The following is a 15,254-nucleotide window of genomic DNA, read 5'->3' as shown; positions in this document are numbered from 1 at the left end:
CGCAGTAATGAACAATATCTCGCGCCCTTTTATTTTACGCCCGGTCGCCACCTCGCTGCTGATGCTCGCGCTATTGGCCGCAGGTATTTTGGCGTGGCGTTTATTGCCGGTGTCGGCACTGCCGCAGGTGGAATACCCAATTATTCAGGTGTACACCTTTCATCCCGGCGCGGGGCCAGACGTCACCGCGCGCACCATTACCGCCCCACTAGAAAGACAGTTGGGGCAAATTCCCGGCCTTAAACAAATGGCGTCCACCAGTTCCGGTGGCGCTTCGGTGATTACCTTACAGTTTGCGCTGGAAGTTGATTTGGGTGTGGCTGAACAAGAAGTGCAAGCCGCCTTGAATGCGGCGGACAGTTTGCTGCCGAATGATTTGCCCACGCCGCCCATTTATCGAAAAGTAAATCCCGCCGACGCGCCTATTATGACTTTGGCGATAAGCTCAGAAAGTTTGCCGCTGCCAGAAGTGCACGATTTAGTTGACACCCGCATGGCGCAAAAGCTGGCGCAGTTGCAGGGTGTGGGGTTGGTGAGTTTGGCTGGTGGTCAGCGCCCAGCACTGCGTATACAGGTTAATCCAACGGCGGTTGCCGCTTATGGTTTGAGTCTAAATGAAATTCGCTCGGCTATCGCGGCGACCAATGTTAACCAACCCAAGGGCAGTTTTGATGGCCCTAATCGCACTACTTTGCTCGATGCGAACGATCAAATTCGCTCCGTTGAAGATTATGAAAAACTCATTATTGCTTATCAGGGTGGCGCGCCCCTGCGTTTAGGCGATGTGGCAAAAATCAGCAACGGTGCCGAAGATCGCTTTTTGGCGGCGTGGGCGAATAGTCAGGCGGCGGTGTTGCTGAATATTCAAAAGCAACCCGGCGCCAATGTGATTGAGGTGGCAGACCGTGTGCGTGCGCTGTTACCGCAGTTGTCCGCCACTATGCCCACGGCGGTTGACGTAAATGTGCTCACGGACCGAACTGATAGTATTCGCGCTTCGGTTAAAGACGTGCAAAAGGAATTGTTGTTCGCCATAGGTTTGGTGGTCTTGGTCACCTTTGCATTTTTACGCAGTGTGCCCGCCACCATTATTCCCAGTATTGCCGTACCCCTTTCTTTAGTTGGCACCTTCGCCTTTATGTATTTGGCGGAATTCTCGATTAATAATTTAAGCCTTATGGCGCTGACAATCGCTACCGGCTTTGTGGTCGATGACGCCATCGTGATGTTAGAAAATATTGCCCGTCATCGCGAGAACGGTGACAGCCCGATGGCAGCAGCACTAAAGGGCGCAAAGGAAATTGGCTTTACCTTAATCTCCTTAACACTGTCATTGATTGCTGTGCTAATTCCCCTGTTATTTATGGCCGATGTTGTTGGTCGGATGTTCCATGAGTTTGCGGTGACATTAGCGGTAGCCATCGCAATTTCTTTGCTGGTCTCTTTAACGCTAACGCCGATGATGTGTGCCCGTATGTTGCGCGACTCGTCTGGAACGCAAGATCATCAAGAGCAGGGCGCGATGGATAAATTTATCGTTCGCTACGGAGACATGCTCGACTGGGTTTTGGCTAGACAGCCAGCGGCAATGTTGGTGATGTTGGCGACGATTGCGCTCACGGTGCTGTTGTATTTTGCCGTCGATAAAGATTTCTTTCCGGTTCAAGACAGCGGCGTGATTCAGGTAGTCACTGAGGCGCCGCAAAACTCATCCTTTGCGGCTATGTCGCGTCGCCAACAAGCCTTGGCGGCAGCGTTGCTCGAAGACGAGGGGGTATCGAGTCTGTCGTCATTTATTGGTGTTGACGGCACAAATACCACTTTGAACAGCGGTCGCATGTTTATCAATTTACCGGCCCATCATTTGCGCAGCGAATCGGTATTCGACGTAATTTCCCGCCTACGCGAACGCGCCGAAAAGGTGGATGGTATAGATGCGTGGTTTCAGCCGGTACAAGAACTGAGTATTGAAGATAAAGTAAGTCGTACCCAGTATCGTTTCACCCTGACTGCGGCGAGCACTGCTGAGCTCGCCGAATGGGTACCTAAATTGATGGCGGCCTTGCAACAGCGAACAGAGCTGGTCGACGTTGCGAGCGATCTGCAGCAACAGGGCGAAGAGGCGTATATTAATATCGATCGCGATGCGGCGGCTAGGCTTGGTGTGAGTGTGTCGTCGATCGCCGACACGCTACAAAACGCCTATGGCCAGCGCCAAATCGCCACCTTGTTTACCCAGTCGAATCAGTACCGGGTGGTGTTAGAGGTTGATCCGGTGCAGAGCAGTGGCTTAGCGGCCCTGAAAAATTTATACGTGCCAACAGCTTCGGGTGTGCCTGCACCACTAAGCAGTGTGGCAACGGTTGAGCAGCGTTCTGCAGCTTTGCTGATTAATCATCAGGGGCAATTTCCTGCAGCGACTTTGTCTTTTAATTTGGCCGAGGGCGCATCCTTGGGCGACGCGGTAAATGCGATAGAGAAGGCTGAGCTGGAGATTGGATTACCACTGGGTATAGAAAGCCGGTTCCAAGGCGCTGCGGAGGCGTTTAGAGCCTCCCTCTCGAATACTCTTTGGTTGGTGTTGGCGGCGGTGGCCACCATGTACGTGGTACTCGGCGTTTTGTATGAAAGCACGATCCACCCAATTACTATTCTGTCGACCTTGCCGTCGGCAACCGTTGGTGCCTTACTCGCGCTGCTTATCACCGGACGCTCCCTGGATATGATCGCGGTCATTGGCGTGGTATTGCTGATCGGCTTGGTAAAGAAAAATGGCATTATGATGGTGGACTTTGCCTTAGACGCGCAGCGCAATCATGGCATGACGCCACGGGAAGCGATTCATCGCGCCGCCTTATTACGATTCCGTCCTATTTTAATGACCACCTTGGCAGCGTTGTTCGGCGCCTTGCCGCTGATGTTGGCGGGCGGTTCCGGTGCCGAATTGCGTCAGCCTTTGGGCTTGGTCATGGTCGGTGGATTGATGGTGAGTCAGGTACTCACCTTGTTCACCACACCGGTGGTGTATTTATTTTTTGATCGTTTTAGTGGCAAGGAGTATTCCAGCGCAGATCACGAACTCAGTGATGACGCTACTACATCGAGTATTAAGGAATGAACCTTTCCCGGCCGTTTATTTATCGACCGGTCGCGACGGGTTTATTGTCGGTGGCACTGGTACTTGTTGGTTTACTAGCGTGGCGACTATTGCCGGTGGCGCCGCTACCGCAGGTCGACTTCCCCGTTATAAGCGTGACCGCCAGTCTGCCGGGAGCAAGTCCAGAGAGTATGGCGAGTACCGTGGCTACGCCATTGGAAAGGGCGCTGGGCAGTATTAGTGGCATCAGCGCAATTTCGTCTTCAAGTAGTCAGGGTTCCACTCAGGTTGTGTTGACCTTTGATTTAGATCGCAACTTAGATGACGCCGCCCGTGACGTGCAAGCGGCTATTAATGTTGTGCGGGGTGAGCTACCTGCGGGTATGCCGGGTAATCCAGAATTTCAAAAAATAGATCCGTCCCAGGCGCCCATTATGGGCTTGGCGCTGAGCTCACCAAATCTATCGCCAAGCCAGTTATACGATGCATCCTCCACCATTCTCTCCCAGCGCTTGGCGCAAATAGTTGGCGTGGGTGAGGTTGGCGTGAGCGGCGCATCATTGCCTGCGGTGCGTGTTCAACTTGATCCCGGCGCCTTGTTACACCGGGGAATTGCTTTAGACGAAGTGCGCAATGCCATTAGTCAGGCAAATGCGCTAAGACCTCTTGGCGTGATCGAAGACAGTCACTATCGCTGGCGAGTGAGCACCAGTGATCCGCTGCGTAAGGCCAGTGAATATCGCGAACTCATTATTCGTCACAACAATGGCGCAGTGGTGCGTTTGGGCGATGTGGCAGAGGTGTCGGAGTCGGTAGAAAACCGTTATAGCAGTGGTTTTCACAACGACCGTCCCGCCGTTATTCTCATGATTAGTCGTCAGAGTGGCGCCAATATTGTTGAAACTATTGACGCCGTTTATAAAGAATTACCGCGCCTACGCGCATTGATGCCTGCGGATAGTGAGTTGTCGGTCATCATGGATCGCTCGCCGGGTATTCGCGCCACGCTTAGCGAAGCTCAGCTTAGTTTGCTGATATCCGTTGTATTAGTCATGTTGGTGGTCTGGTTATTTTTGGGCAGTTTCCGAACGGCGTTGATTCCTTCAATCGCCATTCCGGTATCCCTTGTTGGCGCGTTTGTGGCCATGTATTTTTACGGATTTTCACTCAATAATTTATCGCTCATGGCCTTGGTTGTTGCCTGCGGTTTGGTGGTCGATGACGCGATTGTGGTGCTTGAAAATATTGAGCGTCATATCGAGGCGGGCTTGTCGCCGCTGCAAGCCTCACTGGTTGGCGCTAAGGAAGTCGGCTTTACTTTGCTGGCGATGAACTTGGCCTTGGTTGTGGTGTTTGTATCGATATTATTTATGGGCGGTGTGGTCGAGCGCTTGTTTCGAGAATTCTCAATCACCCTCGCTGCCGCCATGCTTATTTCTCTGCTGGTATCTCTTACCCTGACACCAAGTTTATGCGCGCGCTGGTTGCGTCCGAGGTTTGATACCGAAAAAGGCGCGACCGCAAATACGAGCGGGTCAAACAGCTTAGAACATCGTATGTCGGCCTTTAGCGAAGAGATGTTTGACTCTCTTAAAAATGGCTATGCCCGCAGTTTAGATTGGGCCTTGCGTCACGGCATTGTGGTGATGTTAGTGTTGGCGGCGGTTATCGGCTGCAATGTGTATTTGTATATCGCCCTGCCAAAAACGACCTTGCCCCAGCAAGACACAGGGCAGGTGCGTGGCTTTGTGCGCGGCGATGATGGTTTTTCCTTTCAGCTGATGCAGCCAAAAATAGAGGCCTTTCGCCAGTATATTTTAACCGACCCCGCCGTTGCCGATGTGACCGGCACCAGTGGCGGCGGTAGCGGACTGACCAATGCTCAAATCACGTTAAATTTAAAACCGTTATCTGAGCGCGGTGTGTCTGCGCAGGAAGTGGTAGATCGGCTGCGGGCGAATGCGCCAAAGGTGCCCGGCGCCATGCTGTATATGATGGTGGATCAAGATATTCGGCTGAGTTCGCCCTTTAGTCGCAGTGACTATGAGTTACTACTGCGCTCAGATTCCCTAGATGCTCTGGGCAAGTGGAGCCGTATTGCGTCGCAGGCAATGCAGGACATACCCGAGTTGGTTGATGTTGATTCGGTGGGTAATGAAGACGCCAGACAGGTGACTTTAAATATCAATCGCGAGCTGGCCAAGCAGTATGGCGTAGATATGAGTATTGTCGCGTCGATGCTAAATAATGCCTTTTCTCAACGTCAGGTCGCTACCTTATACGATGATATGAACCAGTACCGTGTGGTAATGGAATTGGCGCCGGGCTATACCTCGCAGCCTGCGGTCCTCAGTCAGTTAAATGTATTAACCAGCGATGGCGCTAGCGTGCCACTGTCGACATTCGCGACATGGGATTATGGTATGGGCGAAGATCGTATTCGCCATGAAGCGCAATTTGCCTCAGAGGGAATCGGTTACGCCTTGGCGCCCGGTGTGACTGCAGTTGAAGCAGAGGAGGCGATAGCCGCCGTACTTGACCGTATTATGTTGCCGACTGCGGTGCACGTTGCCGCCGACGGTGGTAGGCCGGATTTCGGCGCCGATCTCAATCAGCCTTGGTTAATTTTGTGGGTATTGCTGGCGGTGTATTTGGTGCTTGGCGTTCTGTACGAAAGTACATTGCACCCGCTCACCATTTTGTCGACCTTGCCATCCGCTGGTATTGGTGCCTTGCTCGCCTTAAAAATTAGTGAAACGCCCCTGAGTTTAATTGCTTTGCTGGGTCTGTTTTTATTGATCGGTATTGTGATGAAAAATGCCATCTTAATGATCGACTTCGCGCTGCAAGCGCAGCGCCGCGATGGTTTGCTGCCAGAGCAAGCCATTCGACAGGCAGCGCGCTTGCGCTTGCGCGCTATTTTAATGACCAATCTAGCTGGTCTGCTTGGCGCGGTGCCCTTGGCCATCGGGTTTGGCGAGGGTGCAGAATTACGCCGCCCATTGGGTATCACGATTATTGGTGGCTTGGCGGTTAGCCAGTTTTTAACCCTGTACACCACGCCGATTATATATCTTTATTTAGAACGTTTGCGCCAATACGTGTTGCGCGACAAATCGGCTGAGCAAGTCTTCGCGCCAGCCGTTACCGAAAAAAGTGAATGACAATTTATGAGTTTATTAACTATTAAAAAGTTAACAGCATTTTCCATGCTTTTGAGCTTGGCAGCGTGTGCGGTTGGACCAGATTATCAACAGCCGGCATCGATGGTTCCCACTACTTTTAAATATGATGCCGGCTGGCAAACTATTTCGCCGCAAAGTTGGGCGGCCCAAGGTGATTGGTGGACGGCCTTTAATGACCCGGAATTAAACTTTCTTATTCATAAGGCAGATCAGGCGAATCAAACACTGGCGCAGGCCGAAGCGCGTTATCGTGCTGCACAGGGACAGTGGCGTTTGGCGAGGGGTGATTACAGTCCACAATTAGATGCGTCCTTGAGTGCCAGTCGCAGTGGCGGCGATAATGTCAGCGTAACAGAAAGCTATTCCGCCGGATTAAACGCCAGTTGGGCGCCGGATTTATGGGGCCGCGTGCGCCGCAGTATTGAGTCTAGTAAAGCGGGAATGCAAAGCAGTGCTGCCAATCTTGTTGCTGCACGTTTAAGTATTCAACTCGCTGTTGCGCAGAGCTATATTCGTCTGCGATCTTACGATTTGCAACGCGCTATTCTCGAGCAAACCATGGTGGCTTATGAGCGTTCATCAACTCTAACGAAGAACCAGTACAAAGCGGGTATTGTGCCGCGTTCAGATGTTATTCAAGCAGAAACTCAGCGCCAGTCGCTAAAGTCTGATCTTATCGATTTAAAAAATCAGCGTGCGCTAGAAGAAAACAGTATCGCCGTATTGCTAGGCGAGGCCCCGGTAAATTATTCCTTAGCCCCCGCTCAGCAACTGCCTGAGTTACCGCTATTGCCTGCGTCACTGCCTTCAACTCTGATTTCCAGACGCCCCGATGTGGTGTCTGCTGAACGCCAACTTGCCGTCGCCAGCGCCCAAATAGGGGTGGCGCAAGCAGCATGGCTACCTAGCTTTAGCATTAGTGCAGGCTATGGCGCCAGTGCAACTCGCTTCAGTGATTTGTTCGATGCGCCGCAGGCGATTTGGTCTGTGGGGCCATCCTTAGTGCAAACCCTGTTTGATGGCGGCGCACGCCGGGCCAGCAAAGACATCGCGGTGGCGCAGTATGACGAGCAACTGGCGGCTTACCGGCAAACCGTTTTAGACAGTTTGGCTGAAGTAGAAAATGCACTGGCAACCTTGAGCTTGTTGAAAGAAAAAGCCGAACAGCAGGATATTTTGTTAAAGCTCGCCGAAGAGAATGAACGCATCGTTAATAACCGTTATAAATCCGGCTTGGTGAGTTTTCTAGAAGTTGCTACTGCGCAAAACCAGACCCTCAATGCGCGTCGCACCAGACTGGCTACTTCAGCAGATCGCTTGCAGGCGTCGTTGCAATTAGCCGCAGTGATTGGTGGAGCATGGGATATTAATGATCCAGTGGTGCAGTCGGTGAGTTACCTCAATAATTCTAACGAGTAGTATGAGCGGTCATTTAATGGAAATTACGTGTAGGTAGTTCTACCTGTGGGAGCTAGGTATATCCCGCGACATCCATAAGGTCTTCATAGTTCGTAATATACGAATCTAGCTTCGGAGGCGCGCCCAATGTATTTGGCTCGATTGATTTATACCAGTCACCCATCAGATAATTTTAAGCCGGAAGATGTCGAGAATATTTTGACGGCGTCGAGGCGAAATAATTTAGCTAAATCAGTATCTGGTTTACTGTATTTTAATCAGAATTATTTTCTGCAATGCCTAGAGGGATCGCGGAGTTCTATTAATCAGATATACCATAAAATACTCAACGATGATCGGCATGGCACACCGTTGATTCTTGAATATAAGGAGATTGTCGAGCGTGATTTTCCACGGTGGGAAATGGGTTATCTTCCAGAAACAGCTGATACTAGATTGCTTTATCGAAGGTTTTCGGGTGCCGACGAATTTATCCCCTACCATATGTCCGGTGAGAGTTGTCATCGACTAATGATTGAGATGCGGAAGTTAGTTAAGGCGGTATAGGTGCACAAATTGATCGCGTCGCATTTGGTTAGTGGGCTTTACAAATCGCTTCAGCCCACACGCTAAGCCCGTACTAGCATCTAGTGGATTTTTGCGTCTCTCACCTCATGGCTCCGAATAAATTCTATTCCGCTCCGCTCCGCTCCACTGGCCATGGCATAAGTCAGAATATGGCCAAGAAGATTAACCGTATAGGTTTCCACTGGAATGTTTTCCTTTTTCAAGGCGTTTGCCATTAAGGCCATTTGCTCCGGTTCGACTAGCTTGTCAAATTGACCGTGGTATAAAAATACCGGCGGTGAATTCGGGCTAACATGATTGACCGGAGAGGCGTCTTTCCATTGCGCCTCGGCTTTAACCATCGGTTCACCAATGAGTTTTAAAACCAGCGGTGAGTTGGGCCATCTGGTGAGGTCTGCGGGCGTGCCCCCAGCAACGATACTGCGTAAATGCGGTGATGATTTTCGTTCTAAACCTGCCATCAATATTAAGTGTGCTCCAGCAGAATAGCCCCATCCGCTGATATTACTTGGGTCTATTTCGTATTCATCGGCATGATTGTATAGCCACACCAATGCGTCGGAAACATCGTTCACTTGCGCGGGGTACCTGCTTTCTGGTGCGAGCCGGTAGGTAATGTTGAAGACCACAAAGCCGTTATGAGCGAGTTTTTTGCTGATGCCTTCCATTTTTCCGCTGCGGTTTGTCCAGCCCCCGCCGTGAACCACAATCACTGCGGGTTTGGGGCCCGCAATGTCAGGAATATATATATCTCCGGCCAAGGCGGTCGTGTCTATTTGCTTAAAAACGATATTGTCGATTTTGCGAACGTCTACGGATTTATTAAACCCTACGGTGGAGCAGGCTAAAACGAAGAGTAGGGCAAAGGCAATGAGGAGTAGTTTCATAGTGGTTGTCGAGGTTAGGTGTGGCGTAATTACGCATGGGAGCCGCTGAGTCGCTTGGCATATTCTTGTAGATAATGATTTTTGCTGCTTGTACGGATATTAGCGGCAAGTAGATTACAGGCGGATTCTTATACGGCTTTTCCAACTTCGCGTCGGCTGAGTATCGACTATCCACGATAACGCTGAGCGGGCGTTTCAGTTTTGCTATTCGTTCGTCAGCGCTAGATTGTCTCTTAGTTATAGCGGTATTGCCAGTATTGCAATCTTGGCGATAAAGGCGAAAGGACATAAGAATTGGCTGATAGTTGATTGAGGCGGTTTATTACACGGAGCCAAAGGGAGTTTGGGGCATTTGTTTTTGGGCTTTGACTTATAAATGATATGGTATATCATATCTTAATCCTTGATGTGGCGTCTCTCAATTTACGTGACCCTCTTGATGACTGAAGTGCCTTAACTGTGTCGGGTGCTTTGCTACTGAGCTGAAATGAGTCCTTGTTGCACGTAAATAAATTTGGGTGCAGTTCTGGTTTGTGTTGAAAAAATGAAATCGTTTTATTGGAGAGTTAAATGAAATACAAGCTATTGCTTGGTTTGTTGGCACTGGCCTCGATGAAGGCACATGCCTTAGATGGCGTTGTAGTAAATGACAGAGGCGCGCCTATTGCGGGTGCAATAGTCAAAGGCCTTAACTCCGCTCAAGCTGTTGTAAGTGATGCGCAAGGCCGATTTTCTCTGCCAGGCGATAGTGATGAAATCCATGTTATGGCAGCGGGATATAGCCACCGTGTATTGCATCTACATGAGCAAGATGACGGGTCTATTGTGGTCACTTTATCAAATACCGTTATCGAGCAAGTCGATGTCGTTGGCTTGCCAGTTCACGGATCGGTTATTGAATCAGCCATACCGGTCACGGTGCTGACCGGTGACTCATTGCGCATGCAGCAGGCCGCTACCTTGGGTGATAGTTTGGGACGTCAGCCAGGTGTGAACAGCAATTTTCACGGTTCAGTTGCCAGCACGCCGGTCATTCGCGGATTAAGTGGGCCGAGAGTATTAATCACTCAAAATAATTTGGATGTGAGCGATGTGTCGCGGGTGGGACCTGACCATTCGGTTGCCTCAGAAGTATCAACGGCCCAGCAGCTAGAAGTTTTACGAGGACCCGCGACCTTGTTTTACGGCAGTGGTGCGATTGGCGGCGTTGTGAATGTGGTGGACAACCGTGTGCCAATGAGTTCTGAAACCCGTGGTGAAATCTTATTAAGTCGTGAATCTGTCGATAAGCAAAACTTGGCGTCTTTTAATGTAAGTAGTGGTACTGAAAATTTTGCATTTTATGTCGATGGTTTTAGTCGAGAGTCTGATGATTACGATGTGCCGGTCGCGCTGGACGGAAAGAAGACCGTTGTAAACAGCGCGGAGGATTCTAGTGGCTACACTTTCGGCACAAGTTATTTGCTGGACAATGGTTATGTTGGAATTTCGCTGGGGCGCCTAGATCGAGAATACGGCATTCCCGGCCATAGCCATGGAGGGCATGAAGAGAGCGTGTACGCTGATTTAGAGCAGGATCGATACCAATTTATAAGTGAATTAGATCTGGATTCGTCTTGGCTAAATGCCATTCACACCCGAGCTTCATACACCGATTACACCCACTCTGAAATTGAGGGCGGTGTGGTAGGTACGACGTTCTTTAATAAAAGCTCAGAGTTGCGCGTTGATCTATTTCACAAGGAGTGGGGGCATTGGAAAGGGGCTTTAAATTTACATTATAAAAATAGTGAATTGGAGGCCGAAGGTGAAGAGGCTTTTACGCCACCTTCAGAATCTGAAACCGTTGCCATGGCGTTAATTGAAGAACGCCACTTTGGTGATGTGTTGGTGCAAATGGGGGCGCGAATCGAACATGTTGCCGTGACCGCAGATAGAGTGTTACTGCCGAGCATTGAGGTACATGGGCATGATGTTGGGCAGGACCAGCACGCTCATGAAGATGAAGTGACTCGCGTTTTTGCAGTAGATCATGACTTTACGCCAATTAGCGTATCTCTGGGTGCGGTTTGGGACTTTATGCCGGGTTATAACGTCGGCATTTCTGTTTCACGATCGCAGCGTGCGCCATCGGCGTCAGAGTTATTATCGTTTGGGCCTCATATCGGCACGCGTGCCTATGAGGTGGGGGCATTGTTCGCACTGCATGAAGAGAATGGCGAGCAGCACTTTGCCTTGAGTGACTCAGATTTCGACCTCGAAACATCAAACAATATCGACCTTTCTTTTCGCAAGCACGAAGGTAATGTCGGCGTTATTTTAAACATTTTTTATAACCAAATTGATAATTACTATTATCAAGGTGCAACGGGGTTATTCGCTGAGAGTGGGCACGACCACGACCACGATCACGGCGGAGACGACGGGCATGACGATGAACTTCCTGTGTATCTGTTTAGCCATGCGGACGCTGAATTATACGGCTTTGAAGCACAGGGAATCTGGAAACTCAGCGAGCGTTGGAAAACAACCTTGTTCTCTGACTATGTGCATGCCGAACTGAAAAGTGGCACTGCGCTGCCGCGAACGCCACCACTGCGCGTAGGTGCGGACTTGGAATATAGCGGTGAACGAGCAAACGCAACACTAAGTTGGACTCGCTATGCCAAGCAGAGTGATGTGGCGGATTTAGAATCGACCACCGATGGCTATGACATGTTAGATGCCACCGTTAGCTATCTGCTGCCAGTGGGCTCACAAGACGTCACTTTATTTCTTAAAGCGGAAAACCTCAGTGATACCGAGGCTCGCGTTCACACCTCATTTATTAAAGATATTGCTCCGCGCCCTGGCCGAAATTTTACAGTCGGTATTCGCGGCACATTTTAGTGCTAGTGACTCGGCATATCCCTCGATTAACGTTTAAAATTTAAGGAAGAAAAAATGAAACAACAGAATACAATGTTTAAGTTGCAGACTTTGGTTATGGCCATGAGTGCGATACTGGTACTTACCGCGTGCGGCGGTGGCGACACAAAAATTGTAGAAAGAGAACCTGTTATTACAGACGGCGATGACCACGACGACTATGATCATGGCAGCGGTGAAGCCGGCGGGCGGTTATTTGTTCTTAATTCTGCTGACCTTCAGGCAGAGGTGTTTGATCTGGATGATAACGACTTAATAAAATCGATCGCTTTGTCTGCCTTGCCGTATTCGGTTTACGCGTCGGGTGCCTATCGCTATGCGGCCTTGGTCGATCGCAATGCCAATAAGGTAAACTTTATTGATGGTGGTTTGTGGCTAGAGCCACATGACGATCATTTTCATGTAAATTCTTCTATGCCGAAGCTCATTAACTACAGTGTTTCTGGCAGCCGCCCGACGCACTTTGTTTCCCACGGTGGCGAAGTGGCAGTTTTCTATGATGGCGATGCGGCAACTAATAGCAATGCTTCGGTTCAGGTTTTAACTGACGAGCTAATCGCTGGTGCGGGTATACCGGCCGAAATTAATTTTGATATGCCGATGCACGGGGTGGCGGAGCCTAGGGGTGAGCATCTGCTATCGACTATTCGCCGCGACGATGCAGACAGTACATCTAATAATTTCGTCCTTCCCGATCAGGTTGGTGTGTACCACGTACACAGTGGAAGCTATGAATTGGAGCAAACTCTCGACGTAAATTGCCCAGATTTACACGGTGCCGCTCAGAACGAAACCCATGTCATTTTTGGTTGCAGCGACGGTGTGTTAGTTGCGGCTGAGGGCGAGAATGGCGATTACAGCGCACAAAAGTTAGACAATCCAGACACGCTTATCGACGGTGCGCGTATCGGCAGTATTTGGGGGCATGAGGCTAGCGAGCAGTTTATTGGGCTTGCATCATCGGGTGATGTCAGCCAGTTTTTTGTTATCGATCCCGCTTTGGGAGAGCTTGAGCTAATAGATTGGGAGCCACTTGACAATGCCAAGCCCGTGGCGCGCGGTTTTGCTTATGAGGCTGAGCAATTTGTTATTTTGGATGATCAAGGCTACCTGACGCAAATAACATCACATCAAGAAGGGGATTATATCCACTGGGAATACAGTGGACGTTTAGAAATTACTGGCGCTGATCTCGGCGAGATGCCAGAGGGGGCTAATTTCTCGATGACCTTCTCTCAAAATGGCCATACGGTCTATATTTCAGATCCAATTTCGCAGCATATTGTGATAGTCGATTTAGACAGCTTTGAGGTTAGCGGTGAGATTGAGCTGGATTATGTGCCGAGCATGATTACGTGGTTGGGTATTGCAGAGGAACATGATCACTAAGGAGTGCTGTTTATAGTTCTGTCAGATATTTGCGGAAGCCTGGCTTCCGCTTTTTTTATGCAGAGTGAATATGCAAGGACAGCGGAAAGCTATTTTCAAAGGGAGGCATTCAAGTAATTTAAGCGCACATATTTAGTCTTTGCGCAGGTTTTGAGAGAATATAGCTGCATCGGTGAGGTATGCTTACGATACATCGAGCCTTATTTGGAGATACAGCTTTGAAGCAGCCGCGACTGAATACCATTATGGGTAAAGCACAGGATATCTGCGCGCACTCAGGTGGTCGTTTAACTGAAAAGCGGAAACGCATTTTAGAGCTCTTGCTGCTATCAACCACTCCGATGTCGGCTTATGAGGTGGCGGATGCCTATAATAAAGATGCCGAAGCCTCGATGCCGACAATGTCAGTTTATCGAATTTTGGATTATTTGGAGTCTGAGCTACTGGTACACAAACTTAGCTCGACGAATAAATATGTCGCTTGTTCACATATCGCCTGTAGTCATGTACATGAAGTTCCGCAATTTTTGATTTGCAGAAAATGCCAAACCGTGAAAGAAATTGCGATATCTAAGCGGATTATTGAGGAGCTAGATCTACAAGTGGCTGACGCTGGCTATAAACTTCTCAATTCACAATTGGAGTTGCCGTGCCTCTGCGATAAATGTTTGGCGAGCGGGGCTTGATATTGCCAGTAAGATTTTAGCGAGGCGTGTAATTGGGGCCACGTGATTTTTCTTTATGTGGATTGGCTGCGTTAAAATAAACCCGCCATTCGACCATCCTTGTCGCCAATGGTTAACTTTGGGCACCGGAATTAGCCACAACAGAGATAATCGGATTAGTATTAACCGGCCCATGAGATAAGCGCTAGCCGGTCTAAAACCTCTGCTTTAAAAAGTCGTCGCAATCCCTTTCTGCCGCTGGATTGGATAAGGCCTTTTTCTTCGTAGTATCGTAGCGTAGCGCTTGGCAATCTCTGCGATGTTCATGGATGATCCTAGTATTGGCAGTGTGATCGCGACGCTTGACTTCAAGTCGATGTTAACTTGTATGCTATCGGTCAGCCGTGATGCTCGCAAGCACAGCTACCGATATACGTTAAATGGTCATAGGAGCTGTTTATGGATGCAGAGTTTTGGCACCAGCGCTGGGGCGCTAATGAGATTGGGTTTCACCAAGAGCAGGGAAACCCCTTGCTTAAGGCGCATTTTTCTAAATTGAATTTGGCTGTGGGTAGTCGGGTTTTTATTCCCCTGTGTGGCAAGACTAAGGATATTGCTTGGTTATTAGCGCAGGGTTTCCACGTTGTTGGTGCCGAGCTTAGTGAGTTGGCGATAGAGGCCTTATTTGCGGAATTGGGGTTGTGTCCTGATGTGACAGAACTGGGCAAACTTTGTCGCTATCGGGCGCCGTATATCGATATATTTGTTGGCGATATTTTTGATCTGTCGGCGGAGCTAGTCTGCGAGGTAGATGCTATTTACGATCGCGCGGCATTGGTGGCCTTGCCTGAGAGCATGAGGCGCAGTTATACCACTTTGCTCATGGAAATCTCCGGCGTGGCACCGCAGCTCATAATTTGTTTTGAATACAATCAAGATCTGCAGGAAGGACCGCCGTTTTCAATTGGCGAAGCTGAGCTGCGTGATCATTATGAGGCAGTTTATGCTCTGCAATGCCTAGAGCGTGTGAGTTTGGAAGGGGGGTTAAAAGGCGGTGTGATTGCCAATGAGGTGGTGTGGTTGCTGAACAAAACGGAAGTGTCATTGCTGTGAGCAG

The 15,254-nt window shown here is 49.6% G+C and carries 10 protein-coding genes; 8 read left to right on the top strand and 2 right to left on the bottom strand.

Annotated features, from left to right (window positions below; genetic code table 11):
• Positions 1–7 precede the first annotated feature (7 nt).
• The 4 genes from O9X78_RS13725 to O9X78_RS13710 all read left to right on the top strand — a co-directional run bounded on the left by O9X78_RS13725 (position 8) and on the right by O9X78_RS13710 (position 8,247).
• Positions 8–3,118, top strand: coding sequence for a multidrug efflux RND transporter permease subunit (locus O9X78_RS13725; protein ID WP_269620277.1), 3,111 nt, complete (start codon positions 8–10; stop codon positions 3,116–3,118).
• Positions 3,115–6,261 carry an efflux RND transporter permease subunit gene (locus O9X78_RS13720; protein ID WP_269620276.1) on the top strand — a complete coding sequence of 1,049 codons (3,147 nt, stop codon included), beginning with the start codon at positions 3,115–3,117 and terminating at the stop codon, positions 6,259–6,261. The genes O9X78_RS13725 and O9X78_RS13720 overlap by 4 nt, the downstream gene beginning before the upstream one ends.
• 6 nt (positions 6,262–6,267) lie before the next feature.
• On the top strand, positions 6,268–7,701 hold the full coding sequence (locus O9X78_RS13715; RefSeq protein ID WP_269620275.1) for an efflux transporter outer membrane subunit: 1,434 nt from the start codon (positions 6,268–6,270) through the stop codon (positions 7,699–7,701).
• A gap of 126 nt (positions 7,702–7,827) precedes the next feature.
• Positions 7,828–8,247, top strand: coding sequence for a BLUF domain-containing protein (locus O9X78_RS13710; protein WP_269620274.1), 420 nt, complete (start codon positions 7,828–7,830; stop codon positions 8,245–8,247).
• Between the two features lie 80 nt (positions 8,248–8,327).
• Here O9X78_RS13710 and O9X78_RS13705 read toward each other — a convergent pair whose 3' ends face one another.
• Positions 8,328–9,155: an alpha/beta hydrolase gene (locus tag O9X78_RS13705; protein ID WP_269620273.1), complete on the bottom strand. Its 828-nt coding sequence runs from the start codon at positions 9,153–9,155 to the stop codon at positions 8,328–8,330.
• Positions 9,156–9,725: 570 nt separating this feature from the next.
• Between O9X78_RS13705 and O9X78_RS13700 the strand changes: the two genes are divergently transcribed.
• The 3 genes from O9X78_RS13700 to O9X78_RS13690 all read left to right on the top strand — a co-directional run bounded on the left by O9X78_RS13700 (position 9,726) and on the right by O9X78_RS13690 (position 14,158).
• Positions 9,726–12,044, top strand: coding sequence for a TonB-dependent receptor (locus O9X78_RS13700; protein ID WP_269620272.1), 2,319 nt, complete (start codon positions 9,726–9,728; stop codon positions 12,042–12,044).
• A gap of 54 nt (positions 12,045–12,098) precedes the next feature.
• On the top strand, positions 12,099–13,472 hold the full coding sequence (locus O9X78_RS13695) for a 5-methyltetrahydrofolate--homocysteine methyltransferase (RefSeq protein WP_269620271.1): 1,374 nt from the start codon (positions 12,099–12,101) through the stop codon (positions 13,470–13,472).
• 245 nt (positions 13,473–13,717) lie between these two features.
• Positions 13,718–14,158 carry a Fur family transcriptional regulator gene (locus tag O9X78_RS13690; protein ID WP_435056059.1) on the top strand — a complete coding sequence of 147 codons (441 nt, stop codon included), beginning with the start codon at positions 13,718–13,720 and terminating at the stop codon, positions 14,156–14,158.
• A 161-nt stretch (positions 14,159–14,319) separates the two neighbouring features.
• On the opposite strand, the gene O9X78_RS13685 is transcribed toward O9X78_RS13690, so the two are convergent.
• Positions 14,320–14,448: a MerR family transcriptional regulator gene (locus O9X78_RS13685; protein WP_350339236.1), complete on the bottom strand. Its 129-nt coding sequence runs from the start codon at positions 14,446–14,448 to the stop codon at positions 14,320–14,322.
• Positions 14,449–14,596: 148 nt separating this feature from the next.
• Between O9X78_RS13685 and tmpT the strand changes: the two genes are divergently transcribed.
• Entirely contained in the window at positions 14,597–15,250 is a 654-nt protein-coding gene (gene tmpT / locus O9X78_RS13680; RefSeq protein WP_269620269.1) for a thiopurine S-methyltransferase, read from the top strand.
• Positions 15,251–15,254 lie beyond the last annotated feature (4 nt).

The organism is Zhongshania aquatica (assembly GCF_027257955.1).
Lineage (GTDB): Bacteria > Pseudomonadota > Gammaproteobacteria > Pseudomonadales > Spongiibacteraceae > Spongiibacter > Spongiibacter aquatica.
This window is presented reverse-complemented; position numbering and strand designations above follow the sequence as displayed.

Excerpts from the sequence above, each read along its gene's own strand:
- O9X78_RS13725 (WP_269620277.1), top strand. The coding sequence starts at position 8 with ATGAACAATATCTCGCGCCCTTTTATTTTACGCCCGGTCGCCACCTCG.
- O9X78_RS13720 (WP_269620276.1), top strand. The coding sequence starts at position 3,115 with ATGAACCTTTCCCGGCCGTTTATTTATCGACCGGTCGCGACGGGTTTA.
- O9X78_RS13715 (WP_269620275.1), top strand. The coding sequence starts at position 6,268 with ATGAGTTTATTAACTATTAAAAAGTTAACAGCATTTTCCATGCTTTTG.
- O9X78_RS13710 (WP_269620274.1), top strand. The coding sequence starts at position 7,828 with ATGTATTTGGCTCGATTGATTTATACCAGTCACCCATCAGATAATTTT.
- O9X78_RS13705 (WP_269620273.1), bottom strand. The coding sequence starts at position 9,155 with ATGAAACTACTCCTCATTGCCTTTGCCCTACTCTTCGTTTTAGCCTGC.
- O9X78_RS13700 (WP_269620272.1), top strand. The coding sequence starts at position 9,726 with ATGAAATACAAGCTATTGCTTGGTTTGTTGGCACTGGCCTCGATGAAG.
- O9X78_RS13695 (WP_269620271.1), top strand. The coding sequence starts at position 12,099 with ATGAAACAACAGAATACAATGTTTAAGTTGCAGACTTTGGTTATGGCC.
- O9X78_RS13690 (WP_435056059.1), top strand. The coding sequence starts at position 13,718 with ATGGGTAAAGCACAGGATATCTGCGCGCACTCAGGTGGTCGTTTAACT.
- tmpT (WP_269620269.1), top strand. The coding sequence starts at position 14,597 with ATGGATGCAGAGTTTTGGCACCAGCGCTGGGGCGCTAATGAGATTGGG.